Raw genomic sequence first — 13,705 nt, forward strand, 5'->3', positions numbered from 1 at the left:
ACTTGTTCTGACCCTGTCGGGAATATCGCCATCTCCGTTTAGCGGTAAGGAGCTGTTGGAAATTCGAACGAAATCACAACCGAACCGTCCCTGATTTCAAGTTCCGAAGCCAATAGGTTGCCCTAATAAAGGGTACAAAATACAGCCTGTTGATTTTGTCAACAGGCTGTATACACTGAGATTTGTTTATCACATATGAGAAGCGTGCTTCAAAATAAACTGTACATCGGCTGCAACCCGATTTGCTTTCGTGCTTGCATTCGCCGAATCCAAAGTCGATTTGACCCTTTTCATCACTTGTAACGTTTTTGCGCCGGTTACTTTCAAAATTTTCGTTTTTCCTCCCACGTAACGGTGTATATCCGTTACTTTAGCGGTCTGTCCTTTTTTAATGTGAATCACCACTGTGTTACCCAGAACGAGCGTATCATCGACACCGAATGTTTTTAAATGATTGCTCAGTCCTGTTATCCAGGTTATTCCGGAATCTGCGTACCCGGTCATACCCAAGCCGGTGATATCTGCCGTTAAACCACTGATGCCGCTTCCGACAGGTGCACGGTTAAGACCGGTTGATCCATCTCCATATCCGGTAATACCCGTGCTGTTAACGCCTGTACGCGTCCTGTAGCCATCCACGGTCGGTCCGTAAATCCCATTCGTGCTGTACATTCCGGTACCGTTGATTGGAGTTCCTCTCATATCGTAGGTTAATGCATTAGGCCTGCCGTCAAAATTGTAGGTCCGGTTACCTCTTGGCAAGGTGTTGGTGTAACCGGCGGACGTGTTTCGAAGTCCTTGAGTGGAAACTTTATTATGGTCATAAGTCCGAGCGCAACCGGTAAAAAGCAAAGAGGACAATCCGACGACGCAAGCCAGCGACAATGCCTTGTGATTCAAGTTTTACTCCCCCTAAAATGTTTTGACCCTGTGGAGGGACATTTAATATCATTTATCAATTAGCGGATGCTTAGTAATGGGGGTTACTGGTTCCCAAATAAATAAAATCACCTGTATTTCCCACCATTTTTTCGATTTAAACATGGACATCTTATCATTCAGAAGGTGTTCCGTTTGAGAAAAATCAAAGCAGTTTTCGAAATGAACCAGAATCGCTTTCCGACTCCAGCTCCAACAATTGTTACACACTTGCTTTATAATTTTCGTTTCATCTTTTGTCAGTGGCTGGATATCCGCATGATCGCTGCCTGCCCTTCGTTGCACGTGAAAAGTAAGTAGTGATGTTTTTTTAGCGCTTCACAATAAGTCGACAGTTTGTCCGCTGCTTCTTTTGGAAGAATTAAACGTTCCAAATCAGCTTCATTCCAAAAGCTTCCGGATCGCGCCAAACGTAAGTGTGTCTCCTGACCCCCGTGCCGGATCGTTACATAAACATCATTCAAAGACAGCGGTATATTCGTCTTTTTGAACTACTGCTTTTTTCAAAGCTTGATTCATTTCCGGGCTGTTTTCTGCACATATCGCTCCAATGTTTCTATAAAATGGTTTTATTATTGTTACCCCATCCACATAATTCGAATCCTTGAAAGGATACTAAATGCACTATCTTATTATTTTCAAGAAACCAACAGCTACCAACAGCTATGTAATGGGAGGAATTTGTAAATGAATTTATCTGCAAAAAAGTGGTATGTTCCGGTTCTGGCTCTCGTCTGTTTGATCGTGGTATGCGGATTTGTTAAACTGCCGGACCGGCATGACAGGAACTACTATGAATCGCGCGGGGAAATTGTATGGGAAGTACCCATGAACAAGAAATTGATCGCCTTAACGTTTGATGACGGACCCAATCCAATAACAACACCGGAAATATTGGACCTGCTGAATAAGTATGATGCGAAAGCGACGTTTTTTGTGGTAGGGAATCGGCTCGATCGTTATCCGCATGTGGTGGAGCGTGAAGCTGCCGAAGGGCACGAAGTTGCCAACCATACTTATAATCACCTTTACTTCAATAGAAAAATCGGTCCATCAACCATAACGGATGAAATTGTAAAAAACCGTCAAAAGATAAAAGCGTTAACTGGACAGACTTCGCCGTGGTTCCGACCGCCCGGCGGTTTTTACAGCGATCTGATTGTCAACACAGCGAAGAAAAACGGGTACACAGTTGTGCTGTGGTCCTGGCACCAGGATACAAAAGACTGGATCAAGCCAGGGACAAACAAGATTGTGAGTAAAGTATTAAACAATGCACGTAACGGCGATATTGTGCTGTTTCACGACCATGTGGAAGGATCTACGCAGACCGTTGAAGCACTAAATCAAATATTGCCGGAGTTGAAACAACGGGGGTTCCAATTCGTCACGGTCTCAGAATTGCTGAATTATTCTAACTCGAAGTCCGTCAAAAAATAATAAATCTTTCTTTGCCACAACCAACAACTGGGAGTTGAGTTTGTAAACGGGACAAGAACATTTTTATGACGTTTATTCAAATCTGCCCGCGGCTAACAAAAAACCGCATCCATATGAGGATGCGGTTACTCTGTTAGCAGCACTCTTAAAAATTGTTGTAAATAACGTCGGCCGTTACCTTCCCGCTCGTGACGTCTCCCGAGGTGAAGCCGGATACCGTGTTACCGACTTTAAATTCTTTGCTTACCAGTTGCTCGGAAGGATCAGGAGCCGTCGGGCCCGTTATGCCATAAGTCGTTTTTTCCGTTACCGTCACCCACAACTCGCCGATTCGGAAGCTTTGGCCGTCGGCGCTTACCTCATCAATGACACCGTCAATGTTGACCCGATGCTTTGCCGAAGTGGCCGATCCCGGACCGTTATTTTCAACGACGCCGCCGCTTGGGTTGTTCGTGACCGGATCAGGAGCAGTGCCACTTCCGTTCTGGTTAACCGCATAGATGCTCAATGCCATTACCGCGCAAGCCGCAATGCTCGCTGCCCAGACGACTACCTTGTTTTTCTTTACTGCCGGATTAGCTGTTCTCATAGGAATCTCTCCATTTCGTTTATCGTTATCGATTTGTTTGTGCCTTTCCAGGTTTAATCGTTCAAGCGCACGTTCTTGAAAGTCTTCGCTCGTTTTCAATTTGGACATGGCCGATTTATACCTCGATTTCTTCATCTTCACAAATCACCACCTATAACGTCTTTAAGCTGATTGCGACCGCGAGCAAGCCAAGTCCCTACCGTCGCGGGTTTGGCATGAAGAATGTCCGCTATTTCTTCCAATGAGTAGCCCTCGTAATAATGCAGATGGATCGGAACCCGATATTTTTTATCCAATGATAATACAGCCTGCATGACCATGTATTCATCTTTAGGAAGGTAAGACAGTTTGTCCGGTATGGGGTTACGACTTTTAAACCAGCCCGTCTTGAGCAGGTTCTTACATTTATTGATCGTTATTCGGATTAACCAGGCTTTCTCATGATCAACGCTGTCGAAGACGGGAGATTTCTGGAGATAGGCAAGGAATACTTCCTGCGCGACTTCCTCCGCGTCGGCAACGTTTTTGAGATAAGCGAACGCTATCTTAACCAGGCTGTCGGAATAGTTGACCACGGCTATGCGGACGGATTCATTGAGCTCATATGAATCGTTCACCTGATGTCCCCCTTTCACTAGTAATACAATTGAGGAGCCCGATATTTTTCACGCTTTATAAATAAGTTTGGGACAATGGCTTTTAAGCGGAGCACTGCGCTTCCTATCAGTATGTCCGTCTGCCCAAAACGTCAACAGTCCGCGGGTCAGAAGCAAACAACAAGCCCCTTGGGCGAATGAGGCCAAGGTGCTTGTTTAGTACGCGTATGAGTTGCCAGGCAGCCCATTCACGATATAAGAACGTTTCCGACTTCTTCATTTTCGTAACCGACGTCAACCTAGGGTATAAGTTCTTCGTTTTTTCCGCCATGTTCAGATGTTCGTTCACAAATAGAAACTGCTCTTTAGTAAATAATTACGAGATTTCATTGAGCATCAAAACGTTGTTCAATCAATCTGAACTACCTTTTTTCCAATTGTTGGGTTTCGCTATAGTTCGTCACAACGCGGTACTGCCGTCTTTTAGAGTGCAATAACCGAAGCTTGAAGCCCTTCTCTAATTCTAACGTTGCCAGCTCTCTCCCATCGCCGCTTGCAAGGTTTACGTTACGTGTAACTTCAATTTGTGCTTTCTTTAGCCATTCATAAACGGTCTTGAAGAATTCCCCAAAGGGACTTCTGATTGTAACGTGCTTTCGTATTCGTCGCATCAACGATGCTAATGGTTTAATAAAATGATGGTTTCGTCCAATTCGTATTGGGCCACCAACACTAGTCTTTGCATAATCAACAGGGTTTTCGATGACATCGACAATTAGTTGCGCCACAGCTCCTCTGGTAACTTGGGCACCCACAAAAAGTTCTCCTTTCTGAGTTAAGTGATAGGCTCCATTGCCTGTCTGATTATAAAGCCATGTTAAACGAAGAAGGAATTAATAAGCTTATCCTTTAGCGTTCGTTAAATCGACGAGGTGATCGGCCAATGCTTGGATCTTCCCTTCCTCTATCACAGTGTCCGTAGTGACATCAGCCGCTCCTGTAAAATCCTCGAGTTGGAAAGTCTTCAACTCATCAAGCGTGTAGACAAAGTCATCCCTTTCCTGAGAAGCATGACACGATATGCAACTAGCTACATCCCTTCTAGTATTTAATGATTGGTCTGCATTGTAAGCTTGGAAACGCCAATCTCCATTTTGCTTTTCGGTAGGTTGATCCCCCCAGTCTAAGCGCTTTTCCATTACAAAAATATCGGATAACACTTCATCCCTATAGATTTCAAGCGTTAATACCGTGCCATGTGGAATCGGCTCGCCGTTCTGTACTGCTTTAATCGTTTCCGGACTCGTGTAGAGCTTCTCATGGGCATTCCCGCGATTTACAGTTGTGAATATTACACCATCAGTATAATTTTCAGGAAGGTCTACAATCACACTGTCACTTTTCATTGGTTGTTCCGCTGGTTGGCTAGTCATGTTCTCTTCATTGGTGCTGCTTCCTTTTGCGCATCCAGATAATATGATTGCAATTACGATAGCGAAGAGTAAATATGACTTTTTCATCATGTCTTCCTCCTTAGTTCTCTGTCATTCCATGCGATTTTTGCTTCTGAATAAATTTCACAGCATAATGAGTTCCACAGATATAGATTCCCATTATAGTTAGGTAATCAATTAAAAAGTTTATACTAGATTCATTGAAATTCCAGGATCCGAATGGATCGTATACAAAGAGCTTGGAGCCTAGATTTCTTTCAAAGGAAGTCTGAACTCCATAAACGACAATCAATACTGCCAAGGTGCGCAACGAAACGGTTCGGATTCGGCTTGAATCAGTTATTCCAGTCATTCTTCGCATAGCTTTGATTATCGTTCCCCAGGACATTCCGATATGAATAGCCATGATAATAAATCCCCAATAGGAGGTCATTACATGGATCTGCATGAAAATCATGTTATCGTTGATTGGAATAAAGGAGAGAATTTCACGGGAAATCGGCACAGCACTAATCAATACGGCAGCCATAGATACAAGGAATAACAAATTAACCGTTATGCTCAGCAAACGTCGAATGTTGAACGTTCCCTTTAGAATCGTCATATACCACCGACGGTTTAATAGGTTGTGGACAATAAATAACACAAGCAAAATGACTCCAATCACTTCATGGATTAGAATTCCGGTAATGTGGTAAGCCATGGCCGCTAACATAAGAACGGTCATCGTCACATCTATGAAGAGCTTGAATAACATTTTTGGATTCAATCCGTTTCCCTCTTTCTGCTACATGGATCTCTGACTGGCAAACAGTTAAGTTTTTAGGTGTTTCGTTACGCTCCCTGTACAGCCAGTCATTACACTCACAACTAACATCTATAATCCGATAATGCAAAAAATCCTCCCTTTTTTCTTCATCGCTCCGTATCCTTACAAGGTGTGACCGCCCATCCAAACGTTAATCATTATTTGCTCACTCTTTTTGAGAAATCAGAACCTGTAGGATAACGATCTCCCACAATCTTGATCTTCGAAAGCGCTTCGTTCAAATAACTGAGTTCCGCATAGCTCAGCTTCACATCCAAAGCTCCTACATTTTCCTCCAGCCGTTCCAACCTGCGTATCCCAGGTATCGGTACAATCCATGGTTTTTGGGCAAGCACCCAAGCGATTGCGATTTGAGCCATCGTTGCGTTCTTTTCTGCGGCAACCTTTCTAATCAGTTCCACCACCCCTAGATTTGCTACCATATTCTCGGACTGGAAGCGTGGTTGCTTGCTGCGGAAATCGTCACTGCCGAATGTTGTATGTTTATCAATGCTTCCAGTGAGAAAACCCTTCCCCAGCGGGGCAAACGGCACGAAACCGATTTCCAGTTCATCTAAGACGGGCAGCAGCTCTTTTTCAGGACTTCTCCACATCATAGAGTATTCACTTTGAATGGCGGCAAGCGGCTGAATGGCATGTGCACGTCGTATGGTTTCCACACCCGCCTCAGAAAGACCCCAGTGTCTGATCTTCCCCGCTTTAATTAGTTCTTGAATGACGCCGGCCACTTCTTCAATTGGTACATCAGGGTCAACTCGATGCTGATAATACAGGTCAATTGTTTCAACGTTAAGCCGTTTGAGTGAGCCCTCAACAGATTGTCTGATAACCTCCGGCTTGCTGTCGAGAATCTGTTTGCCTTCCCTTGCTTTTATGCCAAATTTGGTCGCTATGAGCACCCTTCCCTTGAACGGAGCCAACGCTTCACCAACTAACTTCTCATTGTGATGGGACTGCCCGTAAACTTCAGCAGTATCAAAGAAATTCACACCCCGGTCTACTGCCGCATGAATTAATGAAATCGACTCTATTTTTTCTGGCGGCGGACCAAAACTCTGGCTCATCCCCATGCAGCCTAATCCAATTGCTGATACCTCCAAACCGCCTTTACCCAATTTACGCATTTGCATAACTGATCTTCCTTTCTTCGTTTAATGGTCCGTCAACCTTCATTTAGTTCGCCTGATTTTTAATATTTTGGTTCGAAGCGTTGAACCCATAGTAGTATTTAGTTCAATAATCATCTTAATGTTGCTTCATAATCTTCCCAGCAAGAAAAGTGGCAGCCAAAGAACTTAACTTTATTATGTCTGGTTTTATTGCTATACCGTTATCTCAATCGTCTCAAATGCTTGCCTAATTCTCTCGCTATTGCTGACGATTAAGGCGTAAATGTTTTATACTTTGAACATGATAAACGAAAAGATAAAGGAGGAGCTTATGGCTGAAGGCATACAAAATCAAAGAGGTGAACTCGCAAACCTGATTAAACGTCATACCGTTCAAGACGGAGTCATCCAAACAACTATTCCGTCCTTATTCTTTATTCGCTACTCCGATTTGAGCGAGAAGGCTTATCGAGTGTATAAACCTTCGTTTTGCTTTATTGCACAAGGATTAAAAGAAGTTTGGTTGGCCAATGAACGATTTGAGTATGGTCCGGCAGATTTTCTTATCTCATCGATGAATTTACCTGTTATTGGCCAAATAATTAAAGCATCCAATGAAGTTCCTTATTTAAGCTTAAAACTCGAATTTACGCAGAATCAGATTTTAGAGGTATTAAATGAATCGGAATTTCAAATGACATCGAGAGAGAACGCCAAACGAGCTCTGTTCGTAGGGCAGATTGAGCATTCTTTGTTAGACGCAACTCTCCGATTAGCTCGTTTACTAGATAATCCCCATGATATGAGCTATCTCGCGCCTATATATATTAAGGAGGTGCTCTATAGACTTCTGCAAAGTCGGTATGGCGTTACTTTAGCTCAAATCGCATTGGAAGGAAGCAACTCGTTTCGCATTCAGGAAGGAATTGAGGAAATTATTAAGAACTTTGATAAACCACTACGAATTGAAGAGCTTGCCGAAATGGCTAATATGGGCATTTCAACGTTCCATCGAGTCTTTAAGGATGTGACCGCTATGAGTCCGATTCAGTTTCAAAAACAAATCCGATTACAACAGGCCCGACGATTATTATTATCTGAGTCTGCGGATGCCGCTGACGTTGGATTTCGCGTGGGTTATGAGAGCGCATCTCAATTCAGCCGTGAATACGCTCGTATGTTTGGTTCTCCTCCAAAAGCAGATATCAAACAAATAAAGGATAAATTTGAGGACAAAACCATTCTTACAGAATCTGATCTGTTAAGGATTTAATGCTTTAGCCGGCTTTACAATCAAGTAGGTAATTGATGATTTGCGTATTAATCGAAATTCCTATTGTTCATGCTTTTATGAGATTTGTAGCTATAGGCATTGGCCTCTACGGCTATAAATAACTGAATACAGAAAGAAACCGCCCCTTGAGTAAATGGCTGATGACTCCTCCATTTAACCCAAGAACGGTTTCTTTTTGCTTGTCTGGGAACAGGGAATTTCTTTGACTGCATGAGCTGTGGAAGCAGCTCTTGCGGCTTGCAGTGTAGTGGCAATTAGCCAAGGATGTCGTCGATTGCTTGGTGAGATCTATACCAAGATTATTCGCGTTTATTCACCCCTAAGCTGCGGCGAACCTCCAGTTCTGGGTTGGACGCCAATTTAACAATCAAATGCGCAACACTCTTACGCGACACAACCGAACCTTTAAATGGTTCTCCTTTCTGAGTTGTCTCATAGTCAATTTCATTTGTATTCGTAAACCATGCAGGTCTTATGATCGTATAGTCGAGGTTAGAGGCTTCAATGATTTGAGCCGATTTTCGATATGGATTTAGAATACTGCCATATTTCTCTCCAGGGAATTCATCATAAATGCCCATAGAACTGATAAAAATCAGTCGTTTCATACCAGTCGCGTCCATTGCTTGCACAATGTTTTTAGCCATCTTTTCTAAATCACCGGCCAGATTGGCATAGACAACATCTTGTCCCGTCATGGCTTCTTTCAGTTGTTCAATATCCATTACATCGCCTTCAACTACTCGAACATGATTTGATTCTATATTTCTTAGTCTGCCTGAGTTGCGCAGATAAAGCGTTAACTGTGCATCGGTTTCATTAAGAAATAAATCGATTGCATGACGAGCAATTCCACCGTTTGCTCCAAGGACTAACACATTACTCATATTCAAAACTCCCTTTCATTCTATTAAAGTATAGATTTGCTCGTGAAGAAGCATACTAATTTAGTTCGAACATTAAATATCAAATACCCAGCCTGTGATAAGCTTTTTGATTTCTTCATTTTCAGGGTCATTTGAAAGCCTCTTGCTTGTATCGCTAGACGTAAAACCGTCCGCTGGATTAATCCTGGATTACATGAAATTTGTTCCCATTTATGACCGCAATGCACAGTTCCCCTTGCGCAACATTACTTTTCGACGGATATGCAGGATCCTCTCCGCGTGATTGAATTTCTCGTCCTTCAGTTGTCGTATTCTCAGAGCGAGAACCAGCACTCATCATGCAAAGGGCATGTCTTTTAGTCATTTCCATTCCTCCTACCTTTGATTTAATTTCATCAAGGCGTTTACAATCTAAAGTTATCATTCATTCAAATACGATGACGACAGCACTTTTTCAGCTTGTTGGTTTGTTGGACATGATGTGCGAAGGTGACCAAGAAAATAACGTGAGGATAGTTTACAACTATGCTTGGGATTTGCTTGGTCATGGCGACTCCTGCCTACCGCACTATACGAGAAGCTCAGAAGCAGTATCCCTTAATAATACATCCTGCCGTGCAACACCGAAGACAATCCCTTGACCGTAATTAGCTTGATGAAAGTTAGGAAATGCAAACTCCAAAGCCATTGGCAGCCTATTGTACGAATACAGAGAGCAGTCACTTTATGTGCCGGAGTCACAGAAAATGAAGAGATTCATCGCGCCATTGTGGAGTTTACACTTCAATGACTGGGAGCCAATACTCAATTTGCTCTGGATATCTTGCCGCTTCTATCATTTACTTACGGTTAACTTCAGCGGTCTTGGCGGATCTGATAATCAGCGCAACAACGAAAACAAGGGCTAGCATAAGCATTGCTGTGCCTGCGGTAAGTGCGGTTGCGACGCGATGAGTGAGCAGATCTCGCTCGTCGAGAGCAGCAGAGCCAGCTGCAGCGAATATCGTAACGAGTATACCCAGGCCAAGTGAGCCTCCCAGTTGGTGGGCGACATTAACGAGTCCGGAGGCGGCACCGGCGTCTTTTGAGTCAACCCCTGCAATACCGGAGGCGGTAAGAGGGCCTAAAGATGCTCCCTGACCAATGCCAATCAGGATCATCGGTAACGCGATACCGGTGAAGTAAGAGATGTCGGCGGAAATACGGCTAAGCCAGGTCATCCCGATAAGCGTAACGATAACGCCGCCGGCGAGCAGTCGCGCGTTGCCGAACCGCCGCGTAAACCTCGGGACATTAATGGCTATAACGAAGTTGGTAATCGTCATCGGTAAAAAGGCGAGGCCAGCCTCAAGCGGGCTATAATCTCTGACTCCTTGGAGGAACTGGGTAATGAAGAACCAGAACCCCATCATCGCTCCGAGAAAGAGAATGCGTGCCATATAAGCCCCGGCGCGTTCTCGGCATGAAAACAGGCGCAACGGCATGATGGGCTGTTCTGCGCGCCACTCGTTGAAAACGAAGAGTGCAAGCAGCAGGACGCCGGCGGCCAATGCCGCGACCGTGAGAGGATCGCCCCAACCGGCGGTCGCGGAGTGAACGATGCCGTAGACGACCGCAGTCATACCGAGGGTTGAGCTTATGGCGCCTGTCAAATCAAACCTCCCCGGACGATGTTCAGTTTCAGCAAGGTAGCGCGGCGTGGCAAGCATCATGGCGATCCCGATAGGAACATTAATAAAGAACCCAACGCGCCACGAAATCCAGTCGGTGAGGATGCCGCCGAGCACGAGTCCGAGACTGGCTCCAATACCGGCTACGGCCCCATAGTAAGCGACTGCACGCGTGCGCTCGTACCCTTCAGGAAAATTAGCCGTCAAGAGAGCAAGTGTAGACGGCGCCAGTATCGCGGCACCAATGCCCTGCAACACCCGAGCGCCAATTAGCCAGAAACTCGACTGTGCCAACCCAATGGCGAGCGATGCAACAGTAAAAAGTGCGATCCCGACGATGAACATACGACGTCGGCCGAGGATGTCGCCGACGCGCGCGCCGAGCAGCAGCAATCCGCCAAAAGCAAGCGTATAGGCGTTCTGTACCCAGGAGAGTCCAGTAGCCGAGAAGCCGAGGTCTAGTTGAATTTCCGGAAGTGCGGTGATGACGATCGAAATGTCGAGGACGATCATCAAATAGCTAATAAGAATGATCGCGAGTACTGCCGTGCGCTGCGAATGGGGGACGCCATTGGTAGCAGGCGGCATGGCTACACGGTCATCGTCATCGCGAGCGTGCAAAGTGAAATTTATCATGTTAGATCTCCTCTCGAGTTCAGATTAAATAACCAGAACCAGATTCCAATCGATTTTATCATTTCCTTTGTTTCTGGTCTTAATAAGGAGTTTACAATTTGGAGTTAACTCCAGGTCAATACATAAAGTCATATGAATTTTTGATCCCGTCCAGCCTCATCGCTAGATGGCAATCTTGTCAGCAATCTACCGTTCGCATAAAAAATCACCCAACATCAACCTTAGATAAGGACAGCGGCAATTCCATATAGCACACCTAGTGAGCAATGGAAGGATAACTGTTAATTATTTTTTTGAAATCTGATGTGTTATGTCCCAGGGACATGTCATTACCATGAAGTCTGAGCTGGCTTCACACCACAATTAGAACGTCATACCAAGCACTGGATGCGGCACATATGCCTCTTCCAGCAATGCAATTTCTTCAGGTGTAAATTTAATCGAAAGTGCGGCCACCGCATCTTCGATGTGGGATATTTCTGTCGTACCTACAACAGGAGCAGTCACCGGTTCCTTATGAAGCAACCATGCAAGAGCGATTTGAGGCATCGGTACACCACGTTTTTCAGCTATTTCCGCTACACGTTCAACGACATTCCGATCAGAATCGGCTGTAGAACCATAAATACTTTTTCCGATTTCATCTACTTTGGCACGGTCGTCCATTTCGCCCCAAGGACGTGCCAATCTACCTGCAGCCAGCGGGCTCCACGGAATGACACCGATTTTGTCTTCCTTACAAAGCGGCAGCATCTCCCTCTCCTCCTCACGGTACATGAGGTTGTAATGATTCTGCATCGCTACAAACCGGGTCCAGCCGTTACGTTCAGCGACATGCTGTGCTTTTAAGAACTGCCATGCATACATGGTGGATGCACCTATATACCTCGCCTTCCCGGCCTTCACCACATCATGCAAGGCTTCCATCGTCTCTTCAATAGGAGTGCTAGGATCCCAGCGGTGGGTATAATAAAGATCTACATAATCGGTTCCCAATCTCTTAAGACTTTTATCAATCTCACTCAAAATGGCCTTACGAGAAAGTCCGGCACCGTTTGGACCTTCACTCGTTGGGTAAAAAACCTTCGTCGCAAGGACAATTTCATCCCGATTGGCATAATCCTTTAGAATCCGTCCAGTAATTTCCTCACTGGATCCGTTTGAGTACACATTCGCCGTATCAAAAAAATTGATACCTGATTCTATGGCTTTTTTGATCATAGGGCGACTGCGTTCCTCATTCAGTGCCCATGGAAAAAATCCACGTTCTGGTATACCAAAGCTCATGCAGCCAAGGCAAATCCGGGATACATCCAAGCCAGTATTTCCTAGTTTCACATATTCCATTTGATAATTCCTCGCTTTCGTGTAGATCATTAGATAAATTAGATGTCAGCATGAAAATATACATCAGTATATTAGGTGTCATTGATGTATTAAGTGACATCTGTTTATTATTATAAATGGATACAGAATGCCTGCAATTACTAAAAGAACACGATTCGTGAATTAGTGCACAAATCGATTAAAATTGTTAATTATTTTTAAGAAAGTTTGGTGATCCTCACAATGTCTAAGGTGGATAGAAGAATAATTAAATCCCAAGAAGCGATAAAAAAAGCAGTTATTGAGTTGATGTCTGAAAAAACTTTTAATCAGATTACGATACAAGATATTTCCGACAGGGCAAATGTTAGCCGAAGAACCATCTATCTTCATTACATGGATAAATTTGATTTACTGGATAAGCTCATTGAAGCACATATTAACGAACTCCAGGAATTGCGCGAATCGTCATCTGAAATGGATTTTATAGATGGTGGTTTGATCTGGTTCGATTACCTTGAACGTAATTATTTATTCTTTTCGACGATGTTAGCCAGTCAAGGAGCCCCTTCTTTTCGTGGCCAGTTCCTTGAGTTCGTCATCGAAGGGTTAAAGGGTGAAGTGAATACAACAGAAGGAAAAAATCACGGATTAAGTAACGATGTTCTTCTTCGATTTATTGCGGGGGCTTACGTAGAAGTAGTGGAATGGTGGTTCAAAAATGGAATGCCTTATCCGCCACGTGTCATGGCAGAACAAGTGGGGATAATGATTGAGAGGATTGTTTAAACGGTCAACCTGTACCTCTGAATGCACTTCAACCTTTCGGTGGAGCGTTCTTGTCCTAAACCTTGGACAAGAACATATTTATTAAAAATAAAAAAGCCGCAACTGCGCGGCTTCTATCTTTACAAAGGTCATCTACGGCGTCGGAGC

Annotated in this window: 15 protein-coding genes; 3 read left to right on the plus strand and 12 right to left on the minus strand. The window is 44.2% G+C overall.

Annotated features, from left to right (window positions below; genetic code table 11):
- Nucleotides 1–189 precede the first annotated feature (189 nt).
- Complete coding sequence (locus AC0YNZ_RS00055) at nt 190–900, minus strand: hypothetical protein (protein WP_475824723.1); 711 nt, start codon at nt 898–900, stop codon at nt 190–192.
- A 495-nt stretch (nt 901–1,395) separates the two neighbouring features.
- Nucleotides 1,396–1,530 carry a hypothetical protein gene (locus AC0YNZ_RS00060; RefSeq protein WP_475824724.1) on the minus strand — a complete coding sequence of 45 codons (135 nt, stop codon included), beginning with the start codon at nt 1,528–1,530 and terminating at the stop codon, nt 1,396–1,398.
- Between the two features lie 96 nt (nt 1,531–1,626).
- On the opposite strand from AC0YNZ_RS00060, the gene AC0YNZ_RS00065 reads away from it, so the two are divergent.
- The gene (locus tag AC0YNZ_RS00065; RefSeq protein ID WP_475824725.1) at nt 1,627–2,379 is read left to right on the plus strand and encodes a polysaccharide deacetylase family protein; all 753 of its coding nucleotides are present in this window, start codon (nt 1,627–1,629) and stop codon (nt 2,377–2,379) included.
- 145 nt (nt 2,380–2,524) lie between these two features.
- Here the strand turns inward: AC0YNZ_RS00065 and AC0YNZ_RS00070 are convergent, their stop codons facing one another.
- The 6 genes from AC0YNZ_RS00070 to AC0YNZ_RS00095 form a co-directional block, all read right to left on the minus strand.
- Nucleotides 2,525–3,109 carry a hypothetical protein gene (locus AC0YNZ_RS00070; protein ID WP_475824726.1) on the minus strand — a complete coding sequence of 195 codons (585 nt, stop codon included), beginning with the start codon at nt 3,107–3,109 and terminating at the stop codon, nt 2,525–2,527.
- Nucleotides 3,106–3,585: an RNA polymerase sigma factor gene (locus AC0YNZ_RS00075; RefSeq protein WP_475824727.1), complete on the minus strand. Its 480-nt coding sequence runs from the start codon at nt 3,583–3,585 to the stop codon at nt 3,106–3,108. Before AC0YNZ_RS00075 ends, AC0YNZ_RS00070 begins: the two co-directional genes overlap by 4 nt.
- A gap of 401 nt (nt 3,586–3,986) precedes the next feature.
- Nucleotides 3,987–4,379 carry a hypothetical protein gene (locus tag AC0YNZ_RS00080; RefSeq protein WP_475824728.1) on the minus strand — a complete coding sequence of 131 codons (393 nt, stop codon included), beginning with the start codon at nt 4,377–4,379 and terminating at the stop codon, nt 3,987–3,989.
- 87 nt (nt 4,380–4,466) lie between these two features.
- Nucleotides 4,467–5,087 (minus strand): cytochrome P460 family protein, encoded by a 621-nt coding sequence (locus AC0YNZ_RS00085; protein WP_475824729.1) that lies wholly within the window; start codon nt 5,085–5,087, stop codon nt 4,467–4,469.
- 10 nt (nt 5,088–5,097) lie between these two features.
- Entirely contained in the window at nt 5,098–5,787 is a 690-nt protein-coding gene (locus tag AC0YNZ_RS00090; protein WP_475824730.1) for a DUF4405 domain-containing protein, read from the minus strand.
- A 197-nt stretch (nt 5,788–5,984) separates the two neighbouring features.
- Complete coding sequence (locus tag AC0YNZ_RS00095) at nt 5,985–6,977, minus strand: aldo/keto reductase (RefSeq protein WP_475824731.1); 993 nt, start codon at nt 6,975–6,977, stop codon at nt 5,985–5,987.
- A gap of 310 nt (nt 6,978–7,287) precedes the next feature.
- On the opposite strand from AC0YNZ_RS00095, the gene AC0YNZ_RS00100 reads away from it, so the two are divergent.
- Nucleotides 7,288–8,229 carry an AraC family transcriptional regulator gene (locus AC0YNZ_RS00100; protein WP_475824732.1) on the plus strand — a complete coding sequence of 314 codons (942 nt, stop codon included), beginning with the start codon at nt 7,288–7,290 and terminating at the stop codon, nt 8,227–8,229.
- A gap of 320 nt (nt 8,230–8,549) precedes the next feature.
- Here the strand turns inward: AC0YNZ_RS00100 and AC0YNZ_RS00105 are convergent, their stop codons facing one another.
- The 4 genes from AC0YNZ_RS00105 to AC0YNZ_RS00120 form a co-directional block, all read right to left on the minus strand.
- Nucleotides 8,550–9,137 carry an NAD(P)H-binding protein gene (locus AC0YNZ_RS00105; RefSeq protein WP_475824733.1) on the minus strand — a complete coding sequence of 196 codons (588 nt, stop codon included), beginning with the start codon at nt 9,135–9,137 and terminating at the stop codon, nt 8,550–8,552.
- A gap of 178 nt (nt 9,138–9,315) precedes the next feature.
- Nucleotides 9,316–9,501 (minus strand): hypothetical protein, encoded by a 186-nt coding sequence (locus AC0YNZ_RS00110; protein ID WP_475824734.1) that lies wholly within the window; start codon nt 9,499–9,501, stop codon nt 9,316–9,318.
- 475 nt (nt 9,502–9,976) lie between these two features.
- On the minus strand, nt 9,977–11,443 hold the full coding sequence (locus AC0YNZ_RS00115; RefSeq protein ID WP_475824735.1) for an MFS transporter: 1,467 nt from the start codon (nt 11,441–11,443) through the stop codon (nt 9,977–9,979).
- 363 nt (nt 11,444–11,806) lie between these two features.
- Nucleotides 11,807–12,790, minus strand: a complete 984-nt coding sequence (locus AC0YNZ_RS00120) for an aldo/keto reductase (protein WP_475824736.1) — start codon at nt 12,788–12,790, stop codon at nt 11,807–11,809.
- Between the two features lie 222 nt (nt 12,791–13,012).
- Between AC0YNZ_RS00120 and AC0YNZ_RS00125 the strand changes: the two genes are divergently transcribed.
- Nucleotides 13,013–13,558: a TetR/AcrR family transcriptional regulator gene (locus AC0YNZ_RS00125; RefSeq protein WP_475824737.1), complete on the plus strand. Its 546-nt coding sequence runs from the start codon at nt 13,013–13,015 to the stop codon at nt 13,556–13,558.
- The last annotated feature ends 147 nt before the right edge of the window (nt 13,559–13,705 follow it).

This window comes from Paenibacillus sp. J2L1-98, from assembly GCF_056269405.1.

What these genes read in the sequence shown, in the direction of transcription:
- AC0YNZ_RS00065 (WP_475824725.1), top strand. Translation starts at nt 1,627, where the DNA reads ATGAATTTATCTGCAAAAAAGTGGTATGTTCCGGTTCTGGCTCTCGTC.
- AC0YNZ_RS00085 (WP_475824729.1), bottom strand. Translation starts at nt 5,087, where the DNA reads ATGATGAAAAAGTCATATTTACTCTTCGCTATCGTAATTGCAATCATA.
- AC0YNZ_RS00095 (WP_475824731.1), bottom strand. Translation starts at nt 6,977, where the DNA reads ATGCAAATGCGTAAATTGGGTAAAGGCGGTTTGGAGGTATCAGCAATT.
- AC0YNZ_RS00100 (WP_475824732.1), top strand. Translation starts at nt 7,288, where the DNA reads ATGGCTGAAGGCATACAAAATCAAAGAGGTGAACTCGCAAACCTGATT.
- AC0YNZ_RS00105 (WP_475824733.1), bottom strand. Translation starts at nt 9,137, where the DNA reads ATGAGTAATGTGTTAGTCCTTGGAGCAAACGGTGGAATTGCTCGTCAT.
- AC0YNZ_RS00110 (WP_475824734.1), bottom strand. Translation starts at nt 9,501, where the DNA reads ATGACTAAAAGACATGCCCTTTGCATGATGAGTGCTGGTTCTCGCTCT.
- AC0YNZ_RS00115 (WP_475824735.1), bottom strand. Translation starts at nt 11,443, where the DNA reads ATGATAAATTTCACTTTGCACGCTCGCGATGACGATGACCGTGTAGCC.
- AC0YNZ_RS00120 (WP_475824736.1), bottom strand. Translation starts at nt 12,790, where the DNA reads ATGGAATATGTGAAACTAGGAAATACTGGCTTGGATGTATCCCGGATT.
- AC0YNZ_RS00125 (WP_475824737.1), top strand. Translation starts at nt 13,013, where the DNA reads ATGTCTAAGGTGGATAGAAGAATAATTAAATCCCAAGAAGCGATAAAA.